This window comes from uncultured Phascolarctobacterium sp. (assembly GCF_937920985.1).
Lineage (GTDB): Bacteria > Bacillota > Negativicutes > Acidaminococcales > Acidaminococcaceae > Phascolarctobacterium_A.
Genome location: NZ_CALDXR010000038.1, coordinates 1 through 25,828, shown reverse-complemented (window position 1 = coordinate 25,828; position 25,828 = coordinate 1). Strand labels below are relative to the sequence as shown.

Here is a 25,828-nt window from a genome sequence, read left to right as displayed (position 1 = left end):
TCGATGTTGACCACAGCTATTGCACCTCCGAAAACATATTCTGAATGGGTTGCTGTTTTGGATATGCTAAAAGCTAAATCCGATGATGAAGCTGTGTTGTCTGCTATGCAGAGAGGCACTATTGAATGGCAATCCGGTGTTGCCGAACGGTTTGCAAAAAAACTGATTGATGTTATCAACTATCGAATGAATGCTGCATCTGATAAGTTCCAGAAGGAAATGACTCGTTCTAATGGGCAAGAGAGAGCCATTGTGCAGGCTCTCCTTGCCCTCCGCAAGGAGATGTGCTTTTTATCTAAAGCGATCAATCTTCCTGCAATCCCGGAGAAGGACCGTCAGCAGTATCACCAGTTGGTAATAAGTCAAGCAAACAGTATGCAGACTTCTCTTGAGGATTCTGCGAAGAAAGACCGTAGCGGTAAACTCGCAAGCATTGTGAGAAACAATAAAGTAAACGCATTTTGAAAGGAGAGCTGATATATGAGTGATGTTGCAAAGAGCAAAGAACTTTTGAAAAGATACTCTATCGCTCGTATCCCTTTCATAGCTATAAACACAATCGAAAGAGCAAGAACGTTGGATATTTTGAAAGAGATTTCCGAGGAACTAACTCTACCTTTTTATGTTCATACGCTATCAAAGGGTATTTACGATTTAAGCACGGAAAAGTCAATTAACGATGATAAATCCGTGTATGGAGCTATTGACTTTATGAGTGAGCAAATGAAGCGTAAGCAGTATATGACGCTCATTCTGACCGAGGTTCCCGATATTAGTGGCGACAATAGTGATGCAAGACAGATTCTGGACTTGGTTACATTGGCAAACGAATCTGGCGGCGTTGTTATAGTTTTGACTAATAATGCTGTTTGGAATCAGCTACAAAGATTGGGTATGGTCATTAAAATTGACCTCCCCAACGAAGATGAAATGTATTCGATTATCAAGGAGTACATAGACGACTATCGTTCGGAAATTCCTATTGAATGGGATAATACCGATATTCGTGAAGCCGCTTCTACTTTGGCTGGCGTAACCCGCATTGAAGCGGAAAATGTAATTGCTGCCTTGATAGCAAATAAGAGTATCAAAAAATCCGATATGGATGAAATTAGATACGCTAAAGACAGATTGTTTTCTGACATTTCCGGTTTGGAAAAAATTGATGTGGATGAGAGCGTTAAGGATGTCGGCGGATTAGCCGGTTTAAGAAAATGGCTGAATGAAAAGAAAGAACTCCTCACTCCTGAAAAGCGTGATGAGTTAAGAGCAAAAGGATTGCAACCGCCGAGAGGAATTTTGCTTGTTGGTGTTCCTGGCTGTGGTAAATCTCTTTCTGCGAAATCAATTTCTGCTAACTGGAAATTGCCGCTATATCGCTTGGACTTCGCTACAGTTCAAGGAAGTTATGTGGGGCAGTCCGAGCAACAGTTGAAGGATGCCCTTACAACCGCTGAGAATGTATCTCCTTGTATTCTCTGGATTGATGAAATTGAAAAGGGATTGTCCGGTGCAAGTGGTTCAAACGACGGCGGTGTATCGACACGAATGGTTGGACAGTTCTTATTCTGGCTTCAGGAGTGTAAAAAGCAGGTGTTCGTTGTTGCGACAGCAAACGATGTTTCTATGCTCCCCTCTGAGCTTTTGCGTAGAGGTAGATTTGACGAGCTGTTTTTTGTCGATTTGCCTACTGCCGATGAACGTCGTGACATTCTTTCGCTGTATATGCGTAAATATTTGAAACTTGATTTTATCGGTCCATTTGCAGATAAAATTGTAGAACTTACTGATGGATTTACTGGCGCCGACCTTGAATCTACCGTGAGAGACTTGGCATATCGCTCTATTGCTAACAGTAATTTCGTGCTTAATGAAGAAAATATGATTACAGCATTCAACAATGTTGTACCCCTTTCTCAGACAAGTCCCGAAAAAATTGAAGCAATCCGTGATTGGGGAAAAGAGCGTGCTGTGCCTGCTTCCGGTAAGCCAATCGGCGGAGAGGAACTCTCCCAGAAGAAATCTGGACCCAAGACACGAAAAGTGTTGGTGTGATAATTCTACGCAGACACGGATGTGGCTTGATTTATGCAAACCATACCGTGTCTGCGTTATTTTATATATGGAGGATAGATTATGAGCTTCAATTTAGAAAACGGCGAGAATAGAGAAATCAACGAAACTCCCGAAGTCAAAGTTGATAGTGAACACTTGTCCGAAACTGAGGAAACTGCCGAAAATTTTGATGACTGCTCTCTGAATGAAGTTCAAGACAGTAAGGGCAATGAGGTAAATGCAGAGTCATTAGAAGAAGCTGAAGAAAACTACGACGACTGCGAAGTCAAGATGGAGGAAATGGAAGAAGAAAATCCGGAATTGGTTGAAGAAGATGATGACGATTTCAATGATTGTGGTAAGGAAACTGATGGTCAATATGTATCAGAAGTTACCTACACAACTGATGGCGAAATTAGCCAAGAAGAAGCCAGTGCAGAATTGCAGGAAGCTTACAATGAATGTAATGACCCCGAAGATATGCAACAACTCAAAGAAAACGCAAACGAGAATGAGCATATCGAGGTACATAATGCAGAAGTTGTTGAACGTCCAGAAGGTGACGAAGTAGCCGATGAGGTTACAGAGGAAGAATACGAACAAGCACAAGAGGAACTGGAAGAAGCAGAAGAAACACTTGAAGCTCAACAAGAGGCTGCACAAGACTATAAAAACGATTTGGAAAATCAAATCAATGAAAACGAAAATGAGGTTCCGAAAGGAACAGAAAATATAAACAACGAAGCATCCGAGGATGTCGAAGAAAATCCAGAGGAACTGTCCGAAACTGAGGAAGGAACCAATGAGGGCGACGAGTCTGAGAGTGACGAAATTTCTGAAGATGATGCTGAGCAATTAGAGGATACAGCGGAAGCCGAATCTTCCGAGGCTGAAGAAAACGCCGAGGAAGTCGAGTCTGACGGCGAACAGGTTGAGGAACAGAGCGAAAACATCGAGGAGACCGCTGAGACTTCGGATGAGAATGACGAAGATGTGAATGAGGGTACATCTTCTGAGACCGAAGAAAGCACCGAGGATGTTGAAGCTGATGATTTGGAGCAAATGGATGATGATACTAAGGTTGAAACATCCCAAATTAACGATGAGAGTGTCAGCGAAGATGTCTCTCAAAAAGTTGAGGAACAAACCGAAACAGAACTCAGCGACGAAACCAAGGAGGAAATCCAAGAGGATGTAGCCGAAAACATCAACGATGAATCTGAGGATGGTAAAATTTCCTCTGAAAAAGCCGAGAAATTTGTTGCCGAAAATATTGAGGAGAACGTTGATAACATCGAAGAACAGCAGGATTCTGCTGATGAGACCATTGATGCCCGTGCTGATGAAATCGTCGAAAATGGAGATTTAACCGATGATGAGGCAAAAGAGCAAATTGCTGATGAAGTTAAAGAATCAACAAGCGAAAACCTTTCGGATGAAGAAGTGGAAATAATAGCCGAAGAAAAATCCGATGAAATCGAAGATGCTGTTGAGGAAAAGAAAGAAGAACAAAAATCTGTAGAGGCAATCGAAGAAACCGCGGAGGAATTGGAGAGCGACCAGATTGAACAGAACTCCGAAGCGGAAAGCAAATCCCTGCAAGAAAGAATCGACGGTGCTTTCGAGAAAGACGACGTTTCTTCTTCCGAAATTAACGATTTAAGAGAGGAAAACGCTACTGAACTACAAGCTAAAATCGAGGAAAAAGCTGCAACAGAAGCCGAATTAAAGAGTAAGTTTGATGAAGTTCTGTCCAAGGAAAAAGGCAGCGAAGAATATAAACAGTCTCTCAGAGAATACAACGACCTCCAAGACCAAAAGGCAAACCTTGACGAACAAATTGCATCAATGGAAAAGCAGCAAGAACTTTTAGATAAAAAGAGTCTTGAACTCCGAGATGCTCAAATTCAAAAGGGTGCCGAAGCTGTAGCCGCCTCTGCTGCTACTCTCGCAGGAGTTAATGCACTTCAAGAGAGGTACGACCAAACGTATTATGACACAAAGCCGGATAATGGAGAGCTTGCAAATATAAGAGAAGAAAGCTGCTCTACAATTAAGGAACTTTCCGCCGAAAAAGACTCCATTAAGCAGGCTATGGATGCTAAAATGGATGAAATTTCGAAGTATGTTACATCCAACAATATGGATAGATATGATACAGCTCACGACTTACGTTATCAGCAGCTTTCAGCAGAATATAACGCAATGAAAGAAAGTTATGACAGAATCGGCTATTCTATTGTAAAGTTGGACGAGAACAATAAAGCTATCACGGAACAACTTGGCGATGAATATGTTTCTATGGCTGAGTTGCCCTCTGCTACAAGAATATCTGAGGTAAATGATGGCACGGATGTTCCTGGTGAGACCAACTATTTTATTGATGAAGCAAAAGCTGCCGAAGTGCTGTCTCCTTTCAAGCAAGGTAATTGGGAACAATTATCTATCAAGGAGCAGAAACAAGCGGTTGAAAAACTTGCAGATTATAATGCTGAAATCCTGGGCGTTGAAGATAAGCCAAGGATTGTGTACTATAAAGCAGAAGACCCTTGTGATTTTGGCGGTTACTCTGCAAAGCAAAATGCTATTTATATCAATGAATATAATATGCACGATGCGGCAGAAACAGCAGATACTATCTCCCACGAATACCGTCATAAGTATCAGCACGAGCGAGCAGATAAACTTGAGACCGAAAGAGATTTGGAGTTTAAGGAAGGATTTGATAACTATATTCGTGCAGAAGATGATTACCAGGGATACAAGGAACAGTTAGTTGAATCCGATGCACGAGATTATGCACAAGCTGTTAAAGAGAAGATTGCATCTTGTTCTGAAATGCCAAATGAAATCAAAACTTCCTTTACTGAACAAGGCGGTCAAGGAGCTGTGTTTTCCAAACTCAACCCCGAAAAAGGAGCTGTGTTTGAAAAAATCTCTGTTGATGAATTGCCGGAAGATTTTGAACAAAAAGATAGAATCGCATATAAGGAAGTCCTTGAAACTCAAGAACTTGATGAACTGCGGTCTGTTGCCGGTGTCCATTACGAAAACGGAGAAGCCGTATGGAGTAAGCTCGGCATTAAAGAGCTTGAATCTTATAAGGAACATAACGATATTGAAAACGGTCATATTGAAAAGGTTCGCTTGAAGTCGCTTGAAGCTGCCGATACCTTAGAAGCTCATTTTAGTCAGAATGATTATGATGGACTCTATTCCCCGAATATTGATAGACGGACAGTTGAAGTTATGTCTATTTATCATGATACGGGAATGGACGGAAATATTAAGGCTGAAGATTATGAGGCTGAGCGAGAAGCATATATCTCAAACGAACAGATTAGAGAGAAATATGTATCCGATGCTGTCTCAAAGAAAGAAAAAGAAGCTGCAAAAACCGGAGAACCATTTGACCGAGCTGCCGCTGAAGCTAAGGCGAATGAAAAATTTGAAAAAGAAGGCTTTGAAAACCACTTTAGACCTAATCATTCGCTTGAATCTGCTATCCACGCTTTGCGTGATAGAGAAAGCATAAGCAATCTCAGCGTAAATGCAGATGAAGTCGCTTTGGGATGTCTCGTTCACAGCAAATCCAATTCTGGATTAAGGAATATTGCCAGCGAAGATGATTGGAGAACTGCTGTAGGACGTTTGCAGGAAAGGGTGAACGAATATAACGAAAGTCACCCCGATGAACAAATACATTTTGATAGTTCTTTCCTCGTAAACGAAGATGGTTCTTTTAACCAAGAAAAGCTCGCGGAAATGCGTAGTGAGGCGATTGTGCTTCGCATCGGAGATGCTAACGGACACGATACCAATTCAAGAACTTCTCAAACGGGAAAATCTATCGAATTTAACCTTGAGCAAAAAGCTGTGTCCGATGAATTGCCCAGCGATTTTGAAAGCAAATTTGAAAAGGGCGAATATGATGAGTTTTTCCTTGAGGTTCAGTCTGCTGATGTTAAGGTGGGTGGTACTGAACTTAATAACACTAATGACCCTAAAGGAATTTCACGAATGTTCGCTGTCGGCGAAGGCAACTTCCAATCGCTTAATTGCGAGGTAGATGAGAACGGTGTTATCAAGCAAAACTTTGAGTTGTGTGACGGCAATGCGTTCCCGTTGAGTACGCAGCACTGTATCGAAGAAAGACTTGACGAATATAAAACTGCTCATCCTATGAAATACACACCGGTTGTAAAGCTTGGAAGTAATTGTAGCGATGAAGTATATCAATCCTATCTTGCATTTGCTGATAAGATTGAACGAGATTATAATGTAAGAATGGAATGGAGGTAGAGCGATGAAAATAATATCTAAAAACGCAGGATACTTATCTAACATAGAAAGATATGACCTGTGTGATGTGTTTTCGGAATCTGCGACAGTTAATGGTCTTATAATCTGTTACGCATTAGCCACTTGCAAAGACGCAAAACTTATTTCTTTAGACCTGCGAGCAAAACACGAAGAAATTGGTGTTGCAGAACAATGGCGCAAAAAATATACTGCAAGTTCTTTTGACAGCACTTTTGCTTCTGCCACAAAGTTTACTGACACTTTTGACACCGATGATTTTGGTCGTTGGACAATTACAATACTATATCAAAACATAGAGGTCGTTGTAAGTGGAGAAAAGGAAAAAACGGAAGTAGGTATCTCATACCCTAAAGAAAAGAAAGTAAATTTGCTTCCTTTACTGAGTGGTGTAGAGACAAATACTTATTCCTATAACCGGTACGACAAGCAAATTCTAAATTTGTTAAAAACGGATTTTAGAATGACAGAAAAACGTGCGGTTCTTGCAATAAAAAAGCTCCAAACCCACCAAGATATTTATGATGAGTTTGTTATGGTTGCCACGACAAAGAAATATGCAAGCAATGATAGGGCTATTGTAATCGAAGGATTTACAGCCAAAAAACTAAATTCAGACTTTCCACTGTCGGTTATAGGCGCTTACAATTTCCTTATTTATCTCAGAGAAAATCCCAAGGACGCTTTAGAAGATTTGAGAAAAGGCTTGCCGAGGAAATAACTTATGGCTATAAAACGCCTTACCAGACGGTTATGCCTTTGTTGCTGCCTTTATCCCATGAAGAGTATGGATGAGCGTAATATACTAGAGTTTTACTGCCTTTTTCAAGATTACTCAACTCTGTAAATTCAGATCCGTTATCAGTAGTTATGCTCTTGAATACATCACTGAACTTGGAACCGAAGTATTTCCTAACCTTCTCAAATACATCCATTACCGCAGCTGCTGACTTGCCAGCTATTTTGACAAGTATGTACTTGCGGGTCTGGCGTTCAAGTAGGGTTAACAACGCTTCATCGTTATTGGTCTTTTGACCAATAACGAGGTCAGCTTCCCAATGTCCGAACTCTAGTTTGCCGTCAATGGCCGGCCTTTCTTCAATCGACCTTCCGAGTAGCTTCTTGTTTTCTCGCACTCTTTTAAGCTTAGGCCTACGAGATACCTTTTCTGGAAGATTGTGGTTGCGGATGTGCATCAGGCCTTTGTCTATGTAATTGTAGATGGTCTTAGTGCAGAGCATCTGCTCTCGTGGGAAATAACCTTTTTCCATAGCTTCGCCTACGCAGGCATCAATGGAGATACCAAGATCAAAGAAGCTGTTCTCAACATGGGCAATAAATTCCAGCTTGTTAATATATTCGCAATGATGGCAGGAGTTGGCTCTATTTTCCTCATAGGCTTTTTGACCAGCTTCTGCTTTGTAATGGGCAACTTTACCATTATATAAGTATACGGTACCGCGTTTGATTTCATTGCGGATAGTATTGGGAGAACAGCATAACTTAGCAGCTATTTTGTTTGGAGAGTGCTTGTCGTTGAATCTGGTCTGAATAATTACCCTTTCCTCGAAAGATAAGTGTTTACCCTTTTGATGTTGTGTGGTAGAATTAAGTTGATCCATAGTGATTCTCCTTTTTAGATTTGGTGTGGTAACTTAATTCTAACACAAGGAAGAACGCTATGGATTTTTTTATTCTCTTTTTACTCACTTAGGTGTGCAACTTCATTATACAATCTACCGAATAAATGTTTTGCCATAAATGCGGAACTCAAAATGAAGAAATAGCTCGTTTTTGCCGAGCTTGTGGAAGACAGTTAAAAAATGACTCCTTTGTAAATAATCCATATAAGAAAGTTGTTTTAGTTAATTGCGGAAGAAACAAATTAAATGTGATTAAGGAAATCCGAATGTTGACTGGGGCAGGTCTTGCAGAAGCTAAAAACTTATCTGAACACACTCCTTCGACATTAACGGAAAATATAACCGAAGCTGAAGCTATGCAGATTAAAAATACATTTGAAGCTATCGGTGCAACCATAGAAATTAGATAATAGGAGGAATAGAACAATGCCGAAACCAATGTTAAGACAACCCCAAACCCAACAGCAAACAAACACCATCTTGAGTGCTACTCAAACGCAGCAGCAAACCCAACAGACTCAGCAAATGGACAAGATGAAGTTAGACAGATTGCTTCGCAAGCCTCGCTCTAAAGAATATATGCAGGCGATGCACAAGCTCGATGCTGGTGGTCACGTTCATAATCAGTATAAAGTAAATGAAATCGTAGATACCATTAGAAGTGAGTTCCCAGAAGTTGAAATCACCGGCATTATGTTGGGTATCGTTTCTATTTGCTATCTTGGTAAACCCTACGAGGTTCACACTTTGGATATAACTGGTCAGATAATTGAACATTATAAGGGTGGTCAAATGCTTCCTGGCGGACTTGAGAAAGCTCGTTCTATTGCTATGCGTGGTGGTTACGACTTTATTGAAGTTTATGTTGATTGTTGTCGTGCTATCAGTTCAAACGGTTCTGTTTCCGTGATTTCTTGCTAAGATTTTTAGGTGGTAGATTGTATAATGAAGTTGCACACCTAAGTAACTAAAACTTCCCACACCTAAATAAAGCATAGAACCTTGAAAACTCAATAATTCAGCCAATAAAAAAGGCATAAACCGCATCCCTTTGGTATAATTAAAGTGCAAACAAAAACATAGCAAAGGGGAGTTTATGCCATGTCTATTTTATCACAAAACACTGATGTAAAGGAACTAAAAAATAACATTTCTTGCTTTTTTCTAAATTTAATATTGGAAAGCTTCTTAACAAGTGCAATTTCACTAAAGAAAAGGGTATTTCACCGTAAGCGTCAAATATAATGACGACTTGTTGTTTTAATTCACACATGTCATAATCAAACTATCACTAAAGACTACCATAGACTCTATTAGAATCCAGTAGACTATAATAGACTCTACCGTAGTCTTTGTACTCAAGGAGGATGTTTGATGTGACTAAAGAACTTATAAGCCTCAACAAAGAAGCTACTATACAGCTCTGGACGGAGCGGGTTAGCGCCTGCCGAGCTAGTAATCTTACAGTAAAGCAATGGTGTCAACAAAACAATATTCCCTGCTCTAGCTATTACCACTGGCAAAAGAAACTTTTTGATACTGCTGTCGCAAGCAGTCAGGTGCCTGCTCCTCAATTTGCAGAAGTACCCGTTAGTGCAACAAGTTTTATATCTCAAAGTTCTGCTCCCGATGTCATTGCAAGTTTAGAAATTGATGGAATAACAATCCGACTTTATTCCAACGCTAATGCCAATGTAATTGCAGCCATCTGCAAGGGGCTAAGGCAATGCTGACGGATATTAAAGCGGATAAGATATACCTGGCAGTTGGCTACACTGACTTGCGCCGTGGTATAGATGGTCTTGCCTGCATAGTTCAAGACCAGTTCCGTCTTGATCCGTTTACTAATACCCTGTTTCTGTTCTGTGGTCGCAGACGTGACCGCATTAAAGGCCTGCTTTGGGAGGATAACGGATTTATCCTGCTTTATAAACGGTTGGAGCGCGGTGCGTTTTGTTGGCCTCGCAACGGAGATGAAGCACGCATGCTCACAGAGCAACAATACCGCTGGCTCATTGAAGGCCTCAGCACAGACCAGCCAAAAGCTTTAAAGCCTGTAACCGGGCTCACGTCGGTATAATGTATAATTGCTCCAAAGACGTGTTCTGCACGGCTTTTTTAGTGTATAATAGTACTCATGAATATGAACGTAAACAACACAAACGATACAATTACATTATCTCGTGCTGAGTATGAAGCATTGCTTGCGCAACAAGCAGCTATGTTGCAACAACAAGTTGCTGTAGAAAAGCAAAATGCTGAGCTTCTTAAGGAAAAAGCTAAGTTGGAGCACCAGCTTGACTACTTCATGGAGCAGCTCCGTATCTCTGTACAACGCCAATACGGCAAATCCAGCGAAAAACTTGACAAAGCTTTGGACAACAAGCTGATCCGCCTGTTTGACGAGGCAGAAGCTATGAGTGGCAAATCCGAAATTTTTGAAGCTGCCGAAGAGGAGCCGGTAGTTACTGTTGAAAAGCACACTCGTAAAAAACGTTCTGCTGATCTTTTGAACAAGCTGCCTGAAAACGTACCTACGGAAACAGTAGAGCACAAGCTTTCTGATGAGGATCTTATCTGCAATATATGTGGTGAAAAAATGCAGGTTATTGGCAAGGAAATCCGTAAATCTCTTGTCATTATCCCTAGACAGGTTATTGTCCGCGAGGACGTTTACTATACCTATGCCTGCAGGAACTGCAGCAAAAACTCCGAGAGCACTCCTATTACTAAGGTCCCCAAAGAAAATACCGTTATCCCCGGTGGCTTTGCTTCACCGGAGGCTATTGCTCATTTTATTAATTAGAAATTCGTTATGGGTACACCTATTTACCGTATGGAACAAAACCTGCACAGAGATGGGATTATGCTTCCCAGACAGACAATGTCTAACTGGATGCTGGGCGCGACCGAGCTGTGGCTAAAGCCGATTTATGAAGAGCTGCGCAGGCAGCTAATTCAGCATGATATTCTGCATGCAGATGAAACCGTGCTGCAAGTACTCAGAGAGGAAGACCGCAAAGCTGAAGCACAAAGCTATATGTGGCTTTACCGCACTAGCAGCAATGCAGACCATGCAATTACACTCTATGAGTACGCTCCAGGCAGAGCCGGTAAATATCCTGAGGTCTTCTTAGAGGGATTTAAGGGATACCTTTTAACCCGATGGTTATGAGCCGTACCACAAATTGAATAAAGACATTGTAAACGTTGGTTGTTGGGCTCATCTACGACGCAAGTTTATGGATGCGCAAAAGGCTATGCCCAAAGGAAAATCTGCAGCCAATACAGCAATAAATACGGCATTAGGATTTTGCACCAAAATATTCAAAGAAGATAAACGCATAAATGCGCTTGCCTTAGAAAAACGTTATGAAGAACGCCAGAAGCACTTAAAACCGCTTTTCGACGATTTTTACGCATGGGCAAAAACTGTAAATGCAGCTCCTAAAGGAGCGTTAGCTAAAGCCCTAACGTACCTTGAGAAGCAATGGCCTTATCTTACTAATGTTTTGCTAGATGCAAGATTGGAGCTTACCAACAACCTTGCCGAGCGAAGCATTAAACCATTTGTTATTGACCGCAAAAACTTCTTGTTTGCTGTGTCACCAAAAGGAGCACAAGGCAGTGCCATTATGTTTAGCATTGTAGAAACCGCAAAAGAGAATAAACTCAATCCTTACAATTATCTGTGCTATATCTTTAGGACAGCACCTAAGCTTGACCAGACAAAGCCTGATTGGATTAAACCATTACTTCCGGAAAACGTTCCTGACTGGTGTAAAGCTGGCAAATATTGATAACCTGGACCGCCTAACCGGCGGTCCTATTTTTTTCACGTTGTTGTATTTGACGCTTACATATTATCTATAGCAGTATACTTGTTTTACAATTTAATAATTGACAAGAAGTAGGGAGGCGTTTTGCGTGCGCAAGTTTTAAATTTAAAAGTCCACCCCTTGCAAATTTCTTTATTCTAAATTATAATACTCGTAAGTAACATACTTATGAGTAACATAATCGTGAGTTATATAATTTTGGATGGTGGTGAAGCAGATGGAAAAGTTTTATTGTCGTGAAGAGGAATTGCGCAAGCTTAATGCACGTTATGAAAATGAAGAATTTGAGTGCCTGATTATTTATGGCCGTCGTCGTGTAGGCAAAACAGCCTTGATTAACAAGTTTTGTGCAGATAAGCCAACGATATTTTTTTCTGCGCTCAATACAACGGGGAAAGAAAATTTAAAGGCTTTATCAAAAGCAATTATGAGTTACGAAAAGCCTGACGCTGTGGTTGCGCCGGAGTTTAAAAGTTATGATGATGCTTTAGCAGAGATAACGGAGTTGGCGCGTGAGCAGAGGCTTGTGTTTGTTATTGACGAATATCCTTATTTAGCAAAAGCTAAGCCTGCTATCTCAGCAATGCTTCAGCATTTAATTGATCACCAATGGAGCAAGGGAAAACTTTATTTGATTTTGTGTGGTTCATCTATGAGCTTCATGGAAAATCAGGTGTTGGGGCAGGAAAGTCCGCTATATGGCAGAAGAACAGGTCAGTTTAAAATTGAGCCGCTGGATTATAAAGAGACAGCCGTATTCCATCCTGAGCTGACGTATGAAGACAATGCTTTGATTTATGGCATTACTGGTGGCGTGCCGCATTATATTAACAAGCTGGGCGTAAAGAAAGATATTGATGAAGCGTTGCTGACCAATTTATTTGATCGTTCGGGATATTTGTATGAAGAACCTGCTAATTTGCTTAAGCAGGAGCTACGTGAGCCTGCAATTTATAATGCTATTATTAAAGCTATTGCTGAAGGTTCATCGCGAGCTGCTGATATCTGCGGTAAAGTGCAGGAGACAAGCACAACTGTTTTAAAGTACTTGAAAACGTTGATGGAATTAGGAATAGTCAAAAAGGAGACTCCGCTCACGGAAAAAGCAGGGCGCAAGACGATTTATCTTTTAGCAGATAATTTTTTCCGTTTCTGGTATAAGTTTGTGCCGAATAATGTGAATGCCATTGATTCTGGCAGGATTGCAAGGATTTATTCGCAAACGGTAAAACGCTATTTTTCAGATTATATGGGCCTTGTTTTTGAAAAAATGTGTCAGGATTACTTGCTGTATTATGCGAAGAGCTTGCCTATTGAGCTTGTTGATATAGGGCAATGGTGGGGGACGGATGCGCAAAAGAAGAAGCAGGTGCAGATTGATATTGTCGCAACAGGAATTACACCCGATGCTTATATCATCGGTTCTTGTAAATATCGTAATGAGAAAATCGGTTTAGATGAGCTGGAGCTTTTACGTGATTATGCAAGAGTTTTTGGCAAGGGAACAAAGTATTATTTTTATATTTTTTCTAAAGGTGGCTTCACTGAGGGCTTGCTGCAAGCAGCGCAGCGTGGAGAAGTGACGCTTGTGACGCTGGCTGATTTGTATAATTAAGTTCTTTCGTAAGCGTCAAACAGTCAACCGTAAAACGTCCCTACATGAAAAAAAGACCACCGGCGGTGGTCTTTTTCGTCTCTTAATCAACATTGGTTGGTAAACAAATTGCCTCAATCGCTTTTTTGTGGGATTTCTGGTTACGGATATACTCTTTTCCGCTAGCATCTGGAGTTACTATCTACAGGCTTAACTCCATGTGAGAGCGACATGGAGTTTACTCGCTCTTTTTGAGGAATGGTGGTTGACAAAATACAGATTACAGCGAAAACAGGTTGTAAGCATCTAACGTATTTACCTGCTACTTCTCTTCCTCCTTCTTCAGCCCCTCATTATAAATCGCCGGCGAAGCGCCTGCTTCCGTAATGTGCGGCGTTAAAAGCAGCAAAACCTCCGTCTTGCTGTGTGAACGCGAACGGTTTTTAAACAGCTCGCCCAAAAGGGGAATTTTGCTCAAAAAAGGCACCTGCTGCATTGTACGCTGCTGCTCCTCGCTGATCAGACCGCCAATCACCAGTGTTTCACCGCTGTACATGCGCACGTTGGTGTCGGCAGTACGACTGGTGATGCGGTAATTTTTCAGCTCGCTGATGAGCACAGGCGTGCTCACCTCAGTGTGGACGCTGGCGGTCACCATCCTGCCATCCTCGCTGATGATAGGGGCATATTGCAGCTTGATGCCGGCATCAAGATATTCCGTTGCCGTATAACTGCCGCTGCTGTCATGCTTTTCTGTCTGCACGGGGATGTGGTCACCGATGAAAATGCTGGCCTCCTTGCCGGGGATGGTGATGATGCGCGGCGTTGCCAGAATGCGCGCCTTACCATTGCTGATGAGGGCATTGAGCGTAGCGTTGAAGCGGAAGGCGAAGCCACGCCAAAATTTGAAGCTGCCATCATAATTGCTGTTGTTACTGTCACTATCACCGTCGTTCGTTTCCTGTGCGCGCTGGGGAATTGTATCCCAGTCCCAGCGTACCCCCAGGTTTTTACTGTCCTCGCGGCTGACGGCGATGATTTTGGCTTCCAGCGTTACCTGTCTTGTTGCTACATCCATCTTTGGCAGCAGCTGCTTTAAGCGTGTATGGCTTTGCTCATCTCCCAATAGAATGAGGCTGTTGGTGATAGGATCCAGCCCAAGCTTGGGGCCGAAATGTGGCGTTAACGCTTCCTGCACGTCCTTGGCTCTGGCATAGCTTAAGGGATAGCAGGCCAGTCGTTCGCAGACTGGCGGTGGTGGTGCGGGGACGCTTGCTGCAGGTGTTTTGCTTATTGTGGCGGCGGGAGAGGGTACAAAGGGATTGATGAGAGTGCTTTGGGCGTTGCAGGGCATAGTTAAAGTGAGCAGCAGACTGCTGAGTATTAACGGGAAAAAACGTTTTAGCATAATGAGCTCCTTTCGGTGTTATCTGTTAAGAGAAAGATAATGAATGCTGTATAGTAGAATTCATGTTTCATTGTAACGCAGGCAGAGAATAATTTCAAGAGAAAATTGTGAAAATAGAGAAAATTTAAAATTATCGTATTGCATTTCGCTTTTTTTGTGCTACAATAAAATTCAGCATAAGAAAAATGAGGTGATGCAATGGAAGGCTTACGTAATAATAAACTGGCAGAAGATTTACTGCACCTGGCCTTGGCGCAGGGGGCGAGTGATATGCATATCGAGCCTGATGGACAGGGAGTGCGCGTGCGCATCCGTGTAGATGGCCTGCTGCAGCAGCTTTGCGTGCTGCCACGCGCCCAGCAAAGCACGCTGCTGACGCAGCTGAAGGTGTGGAGCGGCATGGATATTGCTGAAAAAAGAGTGCCGCAGGACGGACGCATGCTCCTTAAATATGTCGACACTGAGGTCGATTTGCGTTTGTCCAGCCTGCCGACCGTCAATGGCGAAAAGCTGGCCATACGCTTTTTGCAGCGACAGGATAATCTGCTATCGCTGGAGCAGCTGCAGTTCAGCGATAGCAATTTACAACGCTACCGCCGGCTTTTTCATCAGCCGAACGGTTTGGTGCTTTTGACCGGGCCTACGGGCAGCGGCAAAACGACGACGCTTTATGCGACGCTGCAGGAGCTTGATGCAGCGGCCAATAATATTATTACGTTGGAGGACCCGGTGGAATACAAGCTGGCGGGGATTAATCAGGTGGCCGTAAACCGCAGAAGCGGTCTGACCTTTGCCGCAGGCTTGCGCTCGGTGGTGCGTCAGGACCCGGACGTGATTATGCTTGGCGAGATCAGGGATGAGGAAACAGCGGCGATGGCGGTACATGCGGCGCTGACCGGACATTTAGTGCTGAGTACTCTGCATACGAATGATGCTATCGGGGCGGTTTATCGTCTGCTGGACATGGGGATTGCCGATTATCTGCTGGCGGCTGCGTTACGTGGCGTGCTGGCACAGCGTTTGCTGCGCCGCCCCTGCCGCTATTGCGGCGAGCGGCGCCTTGCAACTGCAGCGGAGCTGCAGTACCTGGTGCGCAGGGCGGATGAAAAGCTGGAGGTGCTGCAGGTTCATGGCTGCGAGCATTGTCATGGCACAGGTTACCGAGGACGTTTGGCCTTGCATGAGCTGGTTGTGTTTGATAAACGAATGCAGCAGCTGTTGGTAAACGGCGCTGATGAAGCAGAGCTTTTGCAGGAGGCACGTAGGCAGGGCTGGCGCAGCCTGTACGCCGACGGAGTAGCGAAGGTGCTGCAGGGGGCAACAACAGTTGAAGAATTGTGGCGCGTTGGTATCACCGGGGAGGCTGATTATGCTTGATAAGCTGTTGATGCAGGCACGAGATATGGGAGCCAGTGATTTGCATCTTACGCCTGCGAGTGTGCCGATGGTGCGCATAGATGGCAGCCTGCAGCCTTTAACAAGCGAATTTATTTCCCGGGAAAAGCTGGAGGCAGCGTTACTTGCCTTACTGCCGGAGCAGGAAAAGCGACAGCTATTGCAAAATGGCGAGGTGGATACAGCTTTTAGTGACAGTACCCAGGAGCGCTGCCGCCTTAATGTATATCGTCTTGGCAATGGCTATGCAGCGGCAATTCGCCTACTGCCGCACGAAATTCCTTGCTGCCGCAGCCTGGGCCTGCCGGAGATTGTCAGCCAGCTTGCGGGCAGCAGGCAGGGACTGCTGCTCGTCACAGGTGCCACGGGCAGCGGTAAAAGCACAACGCTTGCATCATTGGTACAGCAGATAAATCAAACACGCGCTGTGCACGTGCTGACGCTGGAGGACCCGATAGAGTACGTTTATCCTCCAGGCCTGGCACTGATTAACCAGCGGGAGGTGGGGCGTGATACCAAAAGCTTTGCCAGCGGTCTGCGCAGTGCGCTCAGGCAGGACCCGGATGTGATTATGGTGGGCGAGCTCAGGGATGCGGAAACAATCGGTATAGCACTGACGGCGGCGGAAACAGGCCATCTTGTTTTGGCAACGCTGCACACGCAGGACGCTGCAGGTACGGTAAACCGTATTCTTGATGTGCTGCCCGATAGGCAGCATGTGTGTACGCAGCTGGCTGATTGCTTGCTCGGGATTTGCTGCCAAAGGCTGCTGCCACGCTGCGACAGAGCAGGCAGAGCGGCAGCCTTTGAGGTGCTTGTAGCAACGCCTGCTATGCGCAATCTTATTCGCGAGGGGCGTACGCATCAGCTGCAGTCCTATTTGCAGACTGGCGCGCGTTATGGCATGCAGACGATGGAGGATGCAGTGAAGGCCTTGCAGCTGCGCGGCGTAATCGCATGAAAAAAGCCGCTGCGAAAAGCAGCGGCTGAATAGGGACGTATAGGTTAACGCACCAGATAACGTACCTGATAGCTTTCACAAGGTAACGTAGTGGAAGCGGCGTTAGAAAGCAGTCATTACAAAATCTCTTCTCTGATTAACGTATTCATCATTTTTTGCTTGCCTAATACCCAGAGCAGGTCGTTTTCTTCGAAAACAAGTGAAACGTGGGGGTTGGTAATCGTAAAGGCACCACGCTCCAGACCGATGACGAGGCAGCTCCACTTGTTGCGCAAATCGGCAGCCTTCAGCGAGGTTCCTAAAATAGGAGAATGCTTATCAATCGTAATTGCCAGGGAGAGGAATTGTTGTTCCGGTTTGTTCCGGTGATTATCCAGCATAAATTCACGCAGGCTTTGCGGCAGGTCGCAGCGCTCCAGGCCTAAGCTGCGTTGTCTTGCAGCAGCGTCAAAAACCTGCAGCTGGCTGCTGGTACCGATAAGCAGCAGCTTGTCGCCCTGCTCAACTATCTGCTCGCCACCGGGCATATCAACGGTGCGGTTGCTGCCCAAAAGCTGCAGAACGTTACAGCCATAGCTTTCGCGGAAGCCGAGACTGCGCAAAGTTTTGCCGATTATAGAGGAGTCATTTTGCAAATCGTAATAAACAAGCTGCAAATCCTCATCGAACCAGGTACGGCTGTCATCAGGAGAGCTTTCGCGATGCTTGCGCATGTGCTTTTCGTTAAGGTTTACCAAAAAGCGCGATTCAATGCGCAGGTATTCGCTCATCAGCCAGTCGGAGGAGGAGATGAAGTACGCTGCCAGCAATATGGATACGCAGGCCAGGAAGCCGTGCAGATTAAGCAGAGTGTGGAAGATGAAGTACAGCGAAGCAGATGCTACAAGCAGCTTGCCGAATACCAGGAACATCAGCGGCAGATGGTTGGCACGCTTCTTAAACCAGAGCTTGGAGAACAAATCACCATTACCGGCGCGGTTGACGAGCACAGCACGCAAAATCGGTGACATGATGATAAAGGTGGCTGCAGCGGTCAGCAGTCTGCTGTACGGCAGTTTCAGCGTGTTGCCCAAATAAGGCAGCAGGTAATATTCTGCACCCAAAGCAATAGCTGCCAGCAGGGTGATAAAAATCAGCATACGCATCGTGTAACCGGTCAGCAGGTTCTTCCAGTCCTGATCCTTGTCATCGTCAGTATTGGTGCCGGTGTAACGGTCCAGCCAGCTTTTAGCCTGCGGCGGCAGCAGCTTCAGCACAAGCTGGTAGAAGGGTTCGGCTGCCATGATGCAGAAGGGTGTAGTAAAGGTAGTGATTACGGATACCGCTACGATAATCGGATATAAAAAGCTGCTGATTACGCCCAGGCTCATGCCGAGGGAAGCGATAATAAAGGAGAATTCACCAATCTGTGCCAGGCTGAAGCCGCAGTGCACAGAGGTGTTGAGGCTTTGGCCGGAGGCCAGTACACCGCCGGTAGAGAAAATCAGCTTGCCTATAATTGTTGCAACTACCAGCACGAAAATGGGCAGCGCCTGCTCCAGCAGGATAGCGGGATCTACCATCATGCCGACGGACACGAAAAAGACTGCGCCGAACAAATCCTTGATAGGCGCAACGAGGTGCTCGATTTTTTCGGCGTTAGGCGCTTCGGCAATCAAAGAACCCATGATGAAGGCACCCAAAGCGGAAGAGAAGCCAAGCTGAGTTGCCAGCACCACCATGCCAAGGCACAGGCCGATGGAAACAACTACCAAAGTTTCTTCGTTCATCAGCTGCTTGGCCCATTTAAAGAAGCTGGGGACAAGGTACATACCCAGGACAAACCATAGCACGAGGAAGAAAATTAAGCGTCCGATGCTGAGCAGCAGCTCCATCGTGGAAACATCGGCGCTGGCTACGGCCATGGTTGCAAGCAGCACCATCATCACGATGCCGGCGATATCTTCAATAATCAGCACGCCAAAAACGATTTCCGTAAAGCGCTGCGCCCTGAGCTTTAAATCGTCAAAGGCTTTGATGATTATCGTGGTGGAGGACATAGAAAGCATACCGCCAAGGAAAAGGCTGTCCATATGGTTCCAGCCCAGCAGCGTACCGGCGAAGTAGCCTACGGCCAGCATACCGCCGATTTCTACCGCAGTGGCGATGAAGGCGGTACTGCCTACGCTTTTCAGCTTGTAAAAGCTAAACTCCAGTCCCAGCGCGAACAGCAGGAAGATAACACCGATTTCGGACCAGGCGTGGACGTTGGCCTTATCGGTAATCGTCGGGAAGAAGTTGAAGTGCGGACCGGTGATGAAGCCGGCAACAATATAGCCAAGTACCAGCGGCTGATTAATTTTTTTGAAAAGAATAGTTGTGACACCGGCTACAAGCAAAATCATTGCTAAGTCGTTAATAATAGTGGGCAGATGCGTCATGGGAATCTCCTTTGCGATATTTTTTGCCAAAATGGCTTTAAATGGTGTATAATAATTGAAATGTAGTCATTAGCTTTTTACAAGCTCTGCAGACTGCAAAACAAATAATCTCAATATATATTATACAATATTTTTGACTGGAATTATTGCATAAATAATGCTTTATTATGTTAATTTATTGTGACAAGCGCAATTGGAGGAATAAAGATGAACGAAAATCAACAAGAAAAATTAGTTTTGGTAGACGGCGAGATTATGCCGGAGGCTGAAGCGTTTATTGACGTTAACGACCGCGGCCATAATTTCGGCGATGGCGTTTTTGAAATTGTACCGGTTTATAACGGCCGCTGCTTTGCTTTGCTGCCGCATATGAACAATTTATTCGATTCTGTAATCGCCGTAAAAATCCCCGGCGTTTATATGATTGAAGAGCTCGTAGAGTTCCATGAAGGCCTGCTGGCCGCAACCGGTCTGAAGGACTGCGAAATCTATACTCAGGTAACCCGTGGCAGCGGTGCTTATGCTCTGTCCTATCCGGAGCAGAGCATTCCGCATCTGACTATGTATGCTGTACCGGTTGACCGCGAGGCGCTGGCACAAAAGCGTGCTAAGGGCGTAAATGTTATCACTGTGGAAGACGTACGCTGGGCATGCTGCGATATCAATACATTAAACCGCCTGCCGGAAGTCATGGCTAAACAGAAGGCTGTTATCGGCAATGCTTTTGATTCCCTGTTTGTTCGCGACGGCAAAATTACCGAAAGCACCGAAGCAAGCTTCTTCATTTATAAAGACGGTATTCTTTGGACTCATCCCGAAAACAACTTTATCCATAAAAACATTACCCGCCGCCTGCTGATGGAACGCCTGTCCAAAGACCTGGACCTGCAGATTATCGAAAGAGCCTTTGATAAGGATTTCGCACTCAAAGCAGACGAAGCCTTCCTCTGCGGACCGCGCTGCGAATTTATGCCTGTTACCAAAATTGACCGCAGCTTCGTTGCTGACGGCAAGGTTGGCGAGCTGACACAAAAGCTGCAGGATGCATATATGGCGTTTGTAGCTAAGGAATGCCCTGCTAAGCATGAATAACAGCAAGCTGGTGCGGGGAGCACTGCTGGTGGCCTTGGCGCTGGCGCTGCAGTCGCTGCGTCTGGTGCTGCCGATGCCGCAAATGCTTTCCACGTTTATCATCGGTACTTTGGTGCATATGATGCTGGTGCTCACGCTGCAGCTGGGCGGCCTGAAGACAGCATTGCTGCTGGCGTTTTTGCTGCCGCTGACTGCTTACGTGCAGGGGCAGGTGCTGCTGCCGTTTCTGATTCCTGTAATCTGGCTGGGCAATTTTATCTTTGTGCTGCTTGTGCGTCAGTTTAAGGGCAGGCATAAGCTGGCTTTATGTGTGCCGCCTGTGGCGAAGGCCGCTGTTATGCTGCTGGCAGCCTGGGTGGTAGTCAGCTTTTTGGCGTTGCCGAATCCTGCGCTGAGTAAGACGATTATGTTTGCGATGAGCGTACCGCAGCTGCTAACGGCTGTTGCCGGTATTTTGCTGGCAGAGCAGGTCAAAAAGCGCCTGCGTCAGTTTGATTAAGCAGGACTTTGTAATAATATAACGAGTTTATGTGTATCGAATTGTTCGATAGCTAAGATAACCGCCAGTATAAAAGCTGTGCGGTTATTTTGTGCTTATGCTTAAGAATGTTCGGTAACCTTTTGGTAACTGAAGCACTTTTTTGTGCATACTTTGCAGAAAAGCTGAAACAGCATATTATAATATAGGTAATGGATAGTAGTTATCTATTTTGTGAAGTTAATGTTAAAAATGCAATTACAATGACGCAAGCTATATTTCATATGCTATAATATACAAGCAGTAATGAGTTTTTTAGGGGGTTATCAGTATTTTAGAATTTAAACCTGTAACATTGGCACAAAAGCCTTTGTTTGAAAGCTATATATCAAAATCACATCAAAATGGCAGCGAATGTGCCTTTTCCAATCTTTTTGTCTGGCGTGACTGCTATCATATTTATTGGTGCGTAGCGCACGATTTCCTTTTGCTGAAGGTTAAACGCAACAACGTTGATTTTTACATTCAGCCTTTTGGCGGACGCGATGAGGATTTGCCGCGTCTTATGCAGGAGCTGAAGGAGGAGCATCAGGGCAAACCGTTTGAGATGCATGGTATCTATGATTTTACCAAGGAGCGCTTTGAGCGCGTGCTGCCGGGTCTGACATATGAAGAAGACCGCGATAACTGGGATTATGTATATCTGCAGGAAAAGCTGGCAACGCTTTCCGGCCGCAAGCTGCACGGGCAGAAGAATCACTATAATGCTTTTGTCAAGGCGCATCCTGATTTCGTTTATGAGCCGATTACTATGGATAATATGATGGAATGCTTGAATTTCGGCGAGCGCTGGTGCGACGAGCATATGGCGGAGGATCCTTCGCTGTTGTGCGAAAAATATGCTATCCAGGAGGCCTTCCTGAGCTTTGAACAGCTGGAGCTGCGCGGCGGTGCCATCCGTTTTGACGGTAAAATCCAGGCCTTCAGCTTTGGCAAAAAGATTAACGATGATACGGCGGTGCTGCACGTAGAAAAGGCGCGTCATGATGTGCGCGGCTTGTATACTGCTATTACGAAGGAGTTCGCCGCTCATGCCTGGACAGATGTAAAATATCTGAATCGCGAGGAGGATATGGGACATCCCGGTCTGCGTGAGGCAAAAATGGCGCTGCATCCGGAATTTATGGTGCAAAAATATAATGTAATTATTGGGTGAGGTAGCTTATGATTTACCGTGTCTTGAGCAAGGAGCGTATGTACCAGGCGGAGAAGCTTTGGGATTACTGCTTTGAAAAAAAGACAGAACCTTTCTTTCAGTACTATTTTGAGCAGTACTGCGGCAAGGATAATATGGTTATCGGTGGCTTTGACAAGGTTGGCGAGGACGAAAGACTGCGCACAATGCTGCACGTCAATCCTTATATGCTGCGTTTGCGCGGGCAGGAGATGCTGGTGCCGTATCTGGTGGGCATTGCCACCGCTCCGGAAGCACGTGGACAGCATCTTTTGCGTCCGCTTTTGGAAACTGCCTTTGAGGTGCTGCGCTCGCAGGGCTTCCCCTTTGTGACGCTGATGCCAATCAACGCCGGAATTTATCTGCCGTACGAATTTGCTTATTGCTATTATCGTCACGAGTATAAAATGCCGCTGGCACAGCTGCAGCTTCCTGCAATAGGTGATGACCTGTCGGTAGAACGTCTGGATTTAGCTTCTTTGCTGCAGTCTGTGACTGAGGAAAAAGCTCAGCCTTGCAATCCTTTGGCAGATATTTACGCAAGTGTTACCGCAGCATGGAACGGCGTACCGCAGCGTACTGCTTTCCAATGGCGCAAGCTGTTGTCGGTAGTTACGCAGGAAAATGTGCTGTGCGCTGTTGTCTATCGTGCGGGAGAAGCAGTTGGTTATATGCTTTATGCTTTGAGCGACGGCACGTTCAACGTGCAGGAGCTGCTGGCGCAGGACGCTGCGGCGAAGAACCGTCTGCTGCAATATGCCGCAGGACATAGAAGCGAAGCGCAGGAGCTTTGCTGGCTGGCGGAGCCTTGGGATAAAACATATCTTGGCTTTGCAGACCAGGCGCTTACGGGCAGACTGCAGCCGTTTATGATGGCGCGCTGCCTCGATGCACGGGCAGCGCTCGCCAAGCTGCCGGTAGCAGCAAGCATGAGCAGCGGCAGTGTTGTTGTGCTGCTTACGGATAAGATGATTGAGCGCAATAATCATCTGCTGCAGCTGCGCACGTCACCGGGTAAGCTGGAGGCAGTCAGCACGCTGGAGCAGGAGGAGGTCACCATGGACATGGGTACCTTTACTCAGTTTTACTTTGGTGCTTTCAGTGCCAGCGAACTGTTGGAAGCAGGGCGCATCAAATGCAGCGATGTGCGGAAGCTGCAGTTGCTCGATGAGCTCTTTCCTAAATGTCGCACGTACAATAACGAATATTTTTAAAGCTATGCAGGCTGTCGGAAGACACGACAGCCTGTTTTTCTATTTATAGTTGGAAATTATGAGAATGCCCCCAATACTTTTTTGTTAGTATTGGGGGCAAAAATTACTAATATTTTTTAATTTTACAGATAATAAATTTAGCTTTGCTTTAATTATAGTGAAGCATTTTGTTGTATCTGCCTCAAATAATTTATAAACAATTTAGCGGACGAGGAAATATTACTTTTGTTATAGAGTATCGAACATTCCTTGATTTTGTTGAGTTCGACAATTCTCTTTACAGTGAGACAATCTGCGGAATATTCACTAAGGTAAGATTTAGGAATAATAGTGATACCTAAGCCTGCTTTAGCCAACATAACGGACGTATTTAAATCATCACAAAAACAATATATAAATGGTTGAAAAGAGTTTTTTTCGCATAAAGCAGTAATTGAATTTACAAGATTCTTTTTGATAATGAAAGGAGTGGTTTTGAGAGAAGCAATATTTATGCAGTCATTAGAATCTGTAAAAAAATCTTTCTTTCCGATGATCACTAAATAATCATTGGGGAGCGAAAGCTTAGTAAATTTGCTGTTTTCAGGAAGCTTTCTGGCAAAACATAGGTCTATTGTACCTAAGGTAAGTCTGGAGAAAAGAGCTTGTTTGTCATCTTGGATTATATCTAGCCTGATATTCGGATAATCTTTATGGAATCCTTGCATAAGCTTTGGTAAATATTCTAAACCGATTGAGTTCCAGGAGCCTATAGAAATAATACCTGATTTACCTGCTTGCAGGTCTTTTATTTTTGAAACAGCAGTATCGATACATAGAATGCTGTCACGAGCATATTTATAAAAAATCTCTCCGGAATTTGTTAAAACAATATTTGCGCCTTCTCTGTTAAATAGCTTAGTATCAAGCTCTCTTTCTAAGCTTTTAATACTCTGACTAATAGCAGGCTGTGTTACAAATAGCTTTTTTGCTGCTTTACTTATACATTTGGCATCGGCTGTCTCTAAAAAATACTCTAATTGCTTAAAATCCATTGAATATCAAATCCTTGCATAAAAAGAAGTTATACCGCTATAAAAATATGTTTCTTTTAAAAAGTGTAATTATCTGATATAATCATACCACAAGTAGCAGGGTGGTTCAATAAGAAACGGACTTATATTAGGAGGAGATGCGGTGTGAATAGAGCTATTACGCTGGTACTTCTGGTAGTAATTCTTGCTTTAGCAGGTTGTGGCGGTCATGTTGCCGATAACAGTAAAAGTAATCTGAAGACGGCATATAGTATTGTAGATTCTCGCGGAAAGAGGATTAGTTTTGATAAAAAGCCAGAACGAATTATCAGCTTGCATGTCTCTACTGATGAAATTCTTTTAGACATGGTTGACTCCGGAAGGATTTTATCTGTTAGCAAAGGTGGCAGAGAAAGAGCTTTATCACATGTTGTAGATAAAGCTAAGGCTGTCAACAGGACAACAGAAGAAAATATAGAATTTATGCTGGCAAATAAACCTGATCTTGTAATCATAAGGGAAAACTTTAAAAAGGATTTTATTGATGCATTGGAAAGCTCTGATATTAAAACGGTTGTAATCAAAAATCCTAAAAGGGTTGATGATATACCTGACTATATTATGCAGGTTGCCAAGGCTGTAGGTGAAGAAGAAAAAGGCGAAGAGCTTATCAAAACTTTTAAAAGCAGATTAGCGAAAATTAATAATCTGCATATTAAGGAAGCAGACAAGAAGAGTGTGATAATAGCAAGTTCTTTGGGAGCAAGAAGCTTTAAAGATACGATTGTAGATGATGTTATCCATAAAAGCCAACTGAAAAATGCTGTTGATGATACTGATTTACCTAATGATGCCAATTTGAATATAAATAAAGAGGAAATCATTAAAGCGAATCCTGATGTTTTACTTTTAATAGATTGGAATATCGAAAAGATTAACAGAGGAGAATCTCAAGTATATAAAGATTACATGAGTGATGAATCACTGAAGGATGTAAAAGCTGTAAAAAACAATGATGTTATACTTATACCAATGAAGCTAACGGTTTGTTTTACTCACTATGTTTGCGAATCTATAGAAGATTTGACAAACATTGTTTATAAAAAATAAGGAGCATTCCCGTAATCAACAAATATGAGCTTTGCAAAAAAAGAGAAACCCC

At 44.1% G+C, this 25,828-nt stretch carries 23 protein-coding genes; 19 read left to right on the top strand and 4 right to left on the bottom strand.

What is annotated here, in order from left to right:
• The first annotated feature begins 3 nt into the window (after positions 1-3).
• The 4 genes from Q0612_RS07105 to Q0612_RS07090 all read left to right on the top strand — a co-directional run bounded on the left by Q0612_RS07105 (position 4) and on the right by Q0612_RS07090 (position 7,096).
• Positions 4-465, top strand: coding sequence for a hypothetical protein (locus Q0612_RS07105; protein ID WP_298882643.1), 462 nt, complete (start codon positions 4-6; stop codon positions 463-465).
• A gap of 15 nt (positions 466-480) precedes the next feature.
• Positions 481-2,055, top strand: a complete 1,575-nt coding sequence (locus Q0612_RS07100) for an AAA family ATPase (protein ID WP_298882640.1) — start codon at positions 481-483, stop codon at positions 2,053-2,055.
• Positions 2,056-2,136: 81 nt separating this feature from the next.
• Positions 2,137-6,357, top strand: a complete 4,221-nt coding sequence (locus Q0612_RS07095) for a hypothetical protein (RefSeq protein ID WP_298882639.1) — start codon at positions 2,137-2,139, stop codon at positions 6,355-6,357.
• Between the two features lie 4 nt (positions 6,358-6,361).
• Positions 6,362-7,096: a hypothetical protein gene (locus Q0612_RS07090; protein ID WP_298882637.1), complete on the top strand. Its 735-nt coding sequence runs from the start codon at positions 6,362-6,364 to the stop codon at positions 7,094-7,096.
• Between the two features lie 19 nt (positions 7,097-7,115).
• Here the strand turns inward: Q0612_RS07090 and Q0612_RS07085 are convergent, their stop codons facing one another.
• Positions 7,116-7,997 carry an IS30 family transposase gene (locus Q0612_RS07085; RefSeq protein WP_298882596.1) on the bottom strand — a complete coding sequence of 294 codons (882 nt, stop codon included), beginning with the start codon at positions 7,995-7,997 and terminating at the stop codon, positions 7,116-7,118.
• A 125-nt stretch (positions 7,998-8,122) separates the two neighbouring features.
• Between Q0612_RS07085 and Q0612_RS07080 the strand changes: the two genes are divergently transcribed.
• The 8 genes from Q0612_RS07080 (at position 8,123) to Q0612_RS07045 (ending at position 13,472) form a co-directional block, all read left to right on the top strand.
• On the top strand, positions 8,123-8,428 hold the full coding sequence (locus Q0612_RS07080) for a ribosomal protein L7/L12 (protein WP_298882593.1): 306 nt from the start codon (positions 8,123-8,125) through the stop codon (positions 8,426-8,428).
• Between the two features lie 16 nt (positions 8,429-8,444).
• Entirely contained in the window at positions 8,445-8,939 is a 495-nt protein-coding gene (locus tag Q0612_RS07075) for a hypothetical protein (protein ID WP_298882590.1), read from the top strand.
• 455 nt (positions 8,940-9,394) lie between these two features.
• Positions 9,395-9,751 carry an IS66 family insertion sequence element accessory protein TnpA gene (locus tag Q0612_RS07070; RefSeq protein ID WP_298882587.1) on the top strand — a complete coding sequence of 119 codons (357 nt, stop codon included), beginning with the start codon at positions 9,395-9,397 and terminating at the stop codon, positions 9,749-9,751.
• Entirely contained in the window at positions 9,745-10,098 is a 354-nt protein-coding gene (gene tnpB, locus Q0612_RS07065; RefSeq protein ID WP_298882585.1) for an IS66 family insertion sequence element accessory protein TnpB, read from the top strand. The genes Q0612_RS07070 and tnpB overlap by 7 nt, the downstream gene beginning before the upstream one ends.
• A 141-nt stretch (positions 10,099-10,239) precedes the next feature.
• Positions 10,240-10,824: an IS66 family transposase zinc-finger binding domain-containing protein gene (locus Q0612_RS07060; RefSeq protein ID WP_298882582.1), complete on the top strand. Its 585-nt coding sequence runs from the start codon at positions 10,240-10,242 to the stop codon at positions 10,822-10,824.
• 9 nt (positions 10,825-10,833) lie between these two features.
• Positions 10,834-11,193, top strand: coding sequence for a transposase (locus Q0612_RS07055; RefSeq protein WP_298882579.1), 360 nt, complete (start codon positions 10,834-10,836; stop codon positions 11,191-11,193).
• A 13-nt stretch (positions 11,194-11,206) separates the two neighbouring features.
• The gene (locus Q0612_RS07050; RefSeq protein ID WP_298882577.1) at positions 11,207-11,818 is read left to right on the top strand and encodes a transposase; all 612 of its coding nucleotides are present in this window, start codon (positions 11,207-11,209) and stop codon (positions 11,816-11,818) included.
• A 256-nt stretch (positions 11,819-12,074) separates the two neighbouring features.
• Positions 12,075-13,472 carry an ATP-binding protein gene (locus Q0612_RS07045; protein ID WP_298882575.1) on the top strand — a complete coding sequence of 466 codons (1,398 nt, stop codon included), beginning with the start codon at positions 12,075-12,077 and terminating at the stop codon, positions 13,470-13,472.
• 301 nt (positions 13,473-13,773) lie between these two features.
• Here Q0612_RS07045 and Q0612_RS07040 read toward each other — a convergent pair whose 3' ends face one another.
• Positions 13,774-14,859 carry a type II secretion system protein GspD gene (locus tag Q0612_RS07040; protein ID WP_298882572.1) on the bottom strand — a complete coding sequence of 362 codons (1,086 nt, stop codon included), beginning with the start codon at positions 14,857-14,859 and terminating at the stop codon, positions 13,774-13,776.
• A gap of 198 nt (positions 14,860-15,057) precedes the next feature.
• Between Q0612_RS07040 and Q0612_RS07035 the strand changes: the two genes are divergently transcribed.
• Together Q0612_RS07035 and Q0612_RS07030 are read left to right on the top strand one after the other, a co-directional pair.
• Complete coding sequence (locus Q0612_RS07035) at positions 15,058-16,236, top strand: GspE/PulE family protein (RefSeq protein ID WP_298882569.1); 1,179 nt, start codon at positions 15,058-15,060, stop codon at positions 16,234-16,236.
• Entirely contained in the window at positions 16,229-17,215 is a 987-nt protein-coding gene (locus tag Q0612_RS07030; protein ID WP_298882567.1) for a type IV pilus twitching motility protein PilT, read from the top strand. Before Q0612_RS07035 ends, Q0612_RS07030 begins: the two co-directional genes overlap by 8 nt.
• 116 nt (positions 17,216-17,331) lie before the next feature.
• Here the strand turns inward: Q0612_RS07030 and Q0612_RS07025 are convergent, their stop codons facing one another.
• Positions 17,332-19,635 (bottom strand): cation:proton antiporter, encoded by a 2,304-nt coding sequence (locus tag Q0612_RS07025; RefSeq protein ID WP_298882564.1) that lies wholly within the window; start codon positions 19,633-19,635, stop codon positions 17,332-17,334.
• Between the two features lie 207 nt (positions 19,636-19,842).
• Between Q0612_RS07025 and Q0612_RS07020 the strand changes: the two genes are divergently transcribed.
• From Q0612_RS07020 to eis, 4 genes are all read left to right on the top strand, one after another.
• Positions 19,843-20,727 (top strand): aminotransferase class IV, encoded by an 885-nt coding sequence (locus Q0612_RS07020; protein WP_298882562.1) that lies wholly within the window; start codon positions 19,843-19,845, stop codon positions 20,725-20,727.
• The gene (locus Q0612_RS07015) at positions 20,720-21,226 is read left to right on the top strand and encodes a hypothetical protein (RefSeq protein WP_298882560.1); all 507 of its coding nucleotides are present in this window, start codon (positions 20,720-20,722) and stop codon (positions 21,224-21,226) included. The genes Q0612_RS07020 and Q0612_RS07015 overlap by 8 nt, the downstream gene beginning before the upstream one ends.
• 349 nt (positions 21,227-21,575) lie before the next feature.
• Positions 21,576-22,421 (top strand): DUF2156 domain-containing protein, encoded by an 846-nt coding sequence (locus Q0612_RS07010; protein WP_298882557.1) that lies wholly within the window; start codon positions 21,576-21,578, stop codon positions 22,419-22,421.
• 8 nt (positions 22,422-22,429) lie between these two features.
• Complete coding sequence (gene eis / locus Q0612_RS07005) at positions 22,430-23,653, top strand: enhanced intracellular survival protein Eis (RefSeq protein ID WP_298882552.1); 1,224 nt, start codon at positions 22,430-22,432, stop codon at positions 23,651-23,653.
• Positions 23,654-23,805: 152 nt separating this feature from the next.
• On the opposite strand, the gene Q0612_RS07000 is transcribed toward eis, so the two are convergent.
• Positions 23,806-24,687: a LysR family transcriptional regulator gene (locus Q0612_RS07000; protein ID WP_298882549.1), complete on the bottom strand. Its 882-nt coding sequence runs from the start codon at positions 24,685-24,687 to the stop codon at positions 23,806-23,808.
• Positions 24,688-24,831: 144 nt separating this feature from the next.
• Between Q0612_RS07000 and Q0612_RS06995 the strand changes: the two genes are divergently transcribed.
• Entirely contained in the window at positions 24,832-25,776 is a 945-nt protein-coding gene (locus Q0612_RS06995) for an ABC transporter substrate-binding protein (RefSeq protein ID WP_298882547.1), read from the top strand.
• Positions 25,777-25,828: the final 52 nt, after the last annotated feature.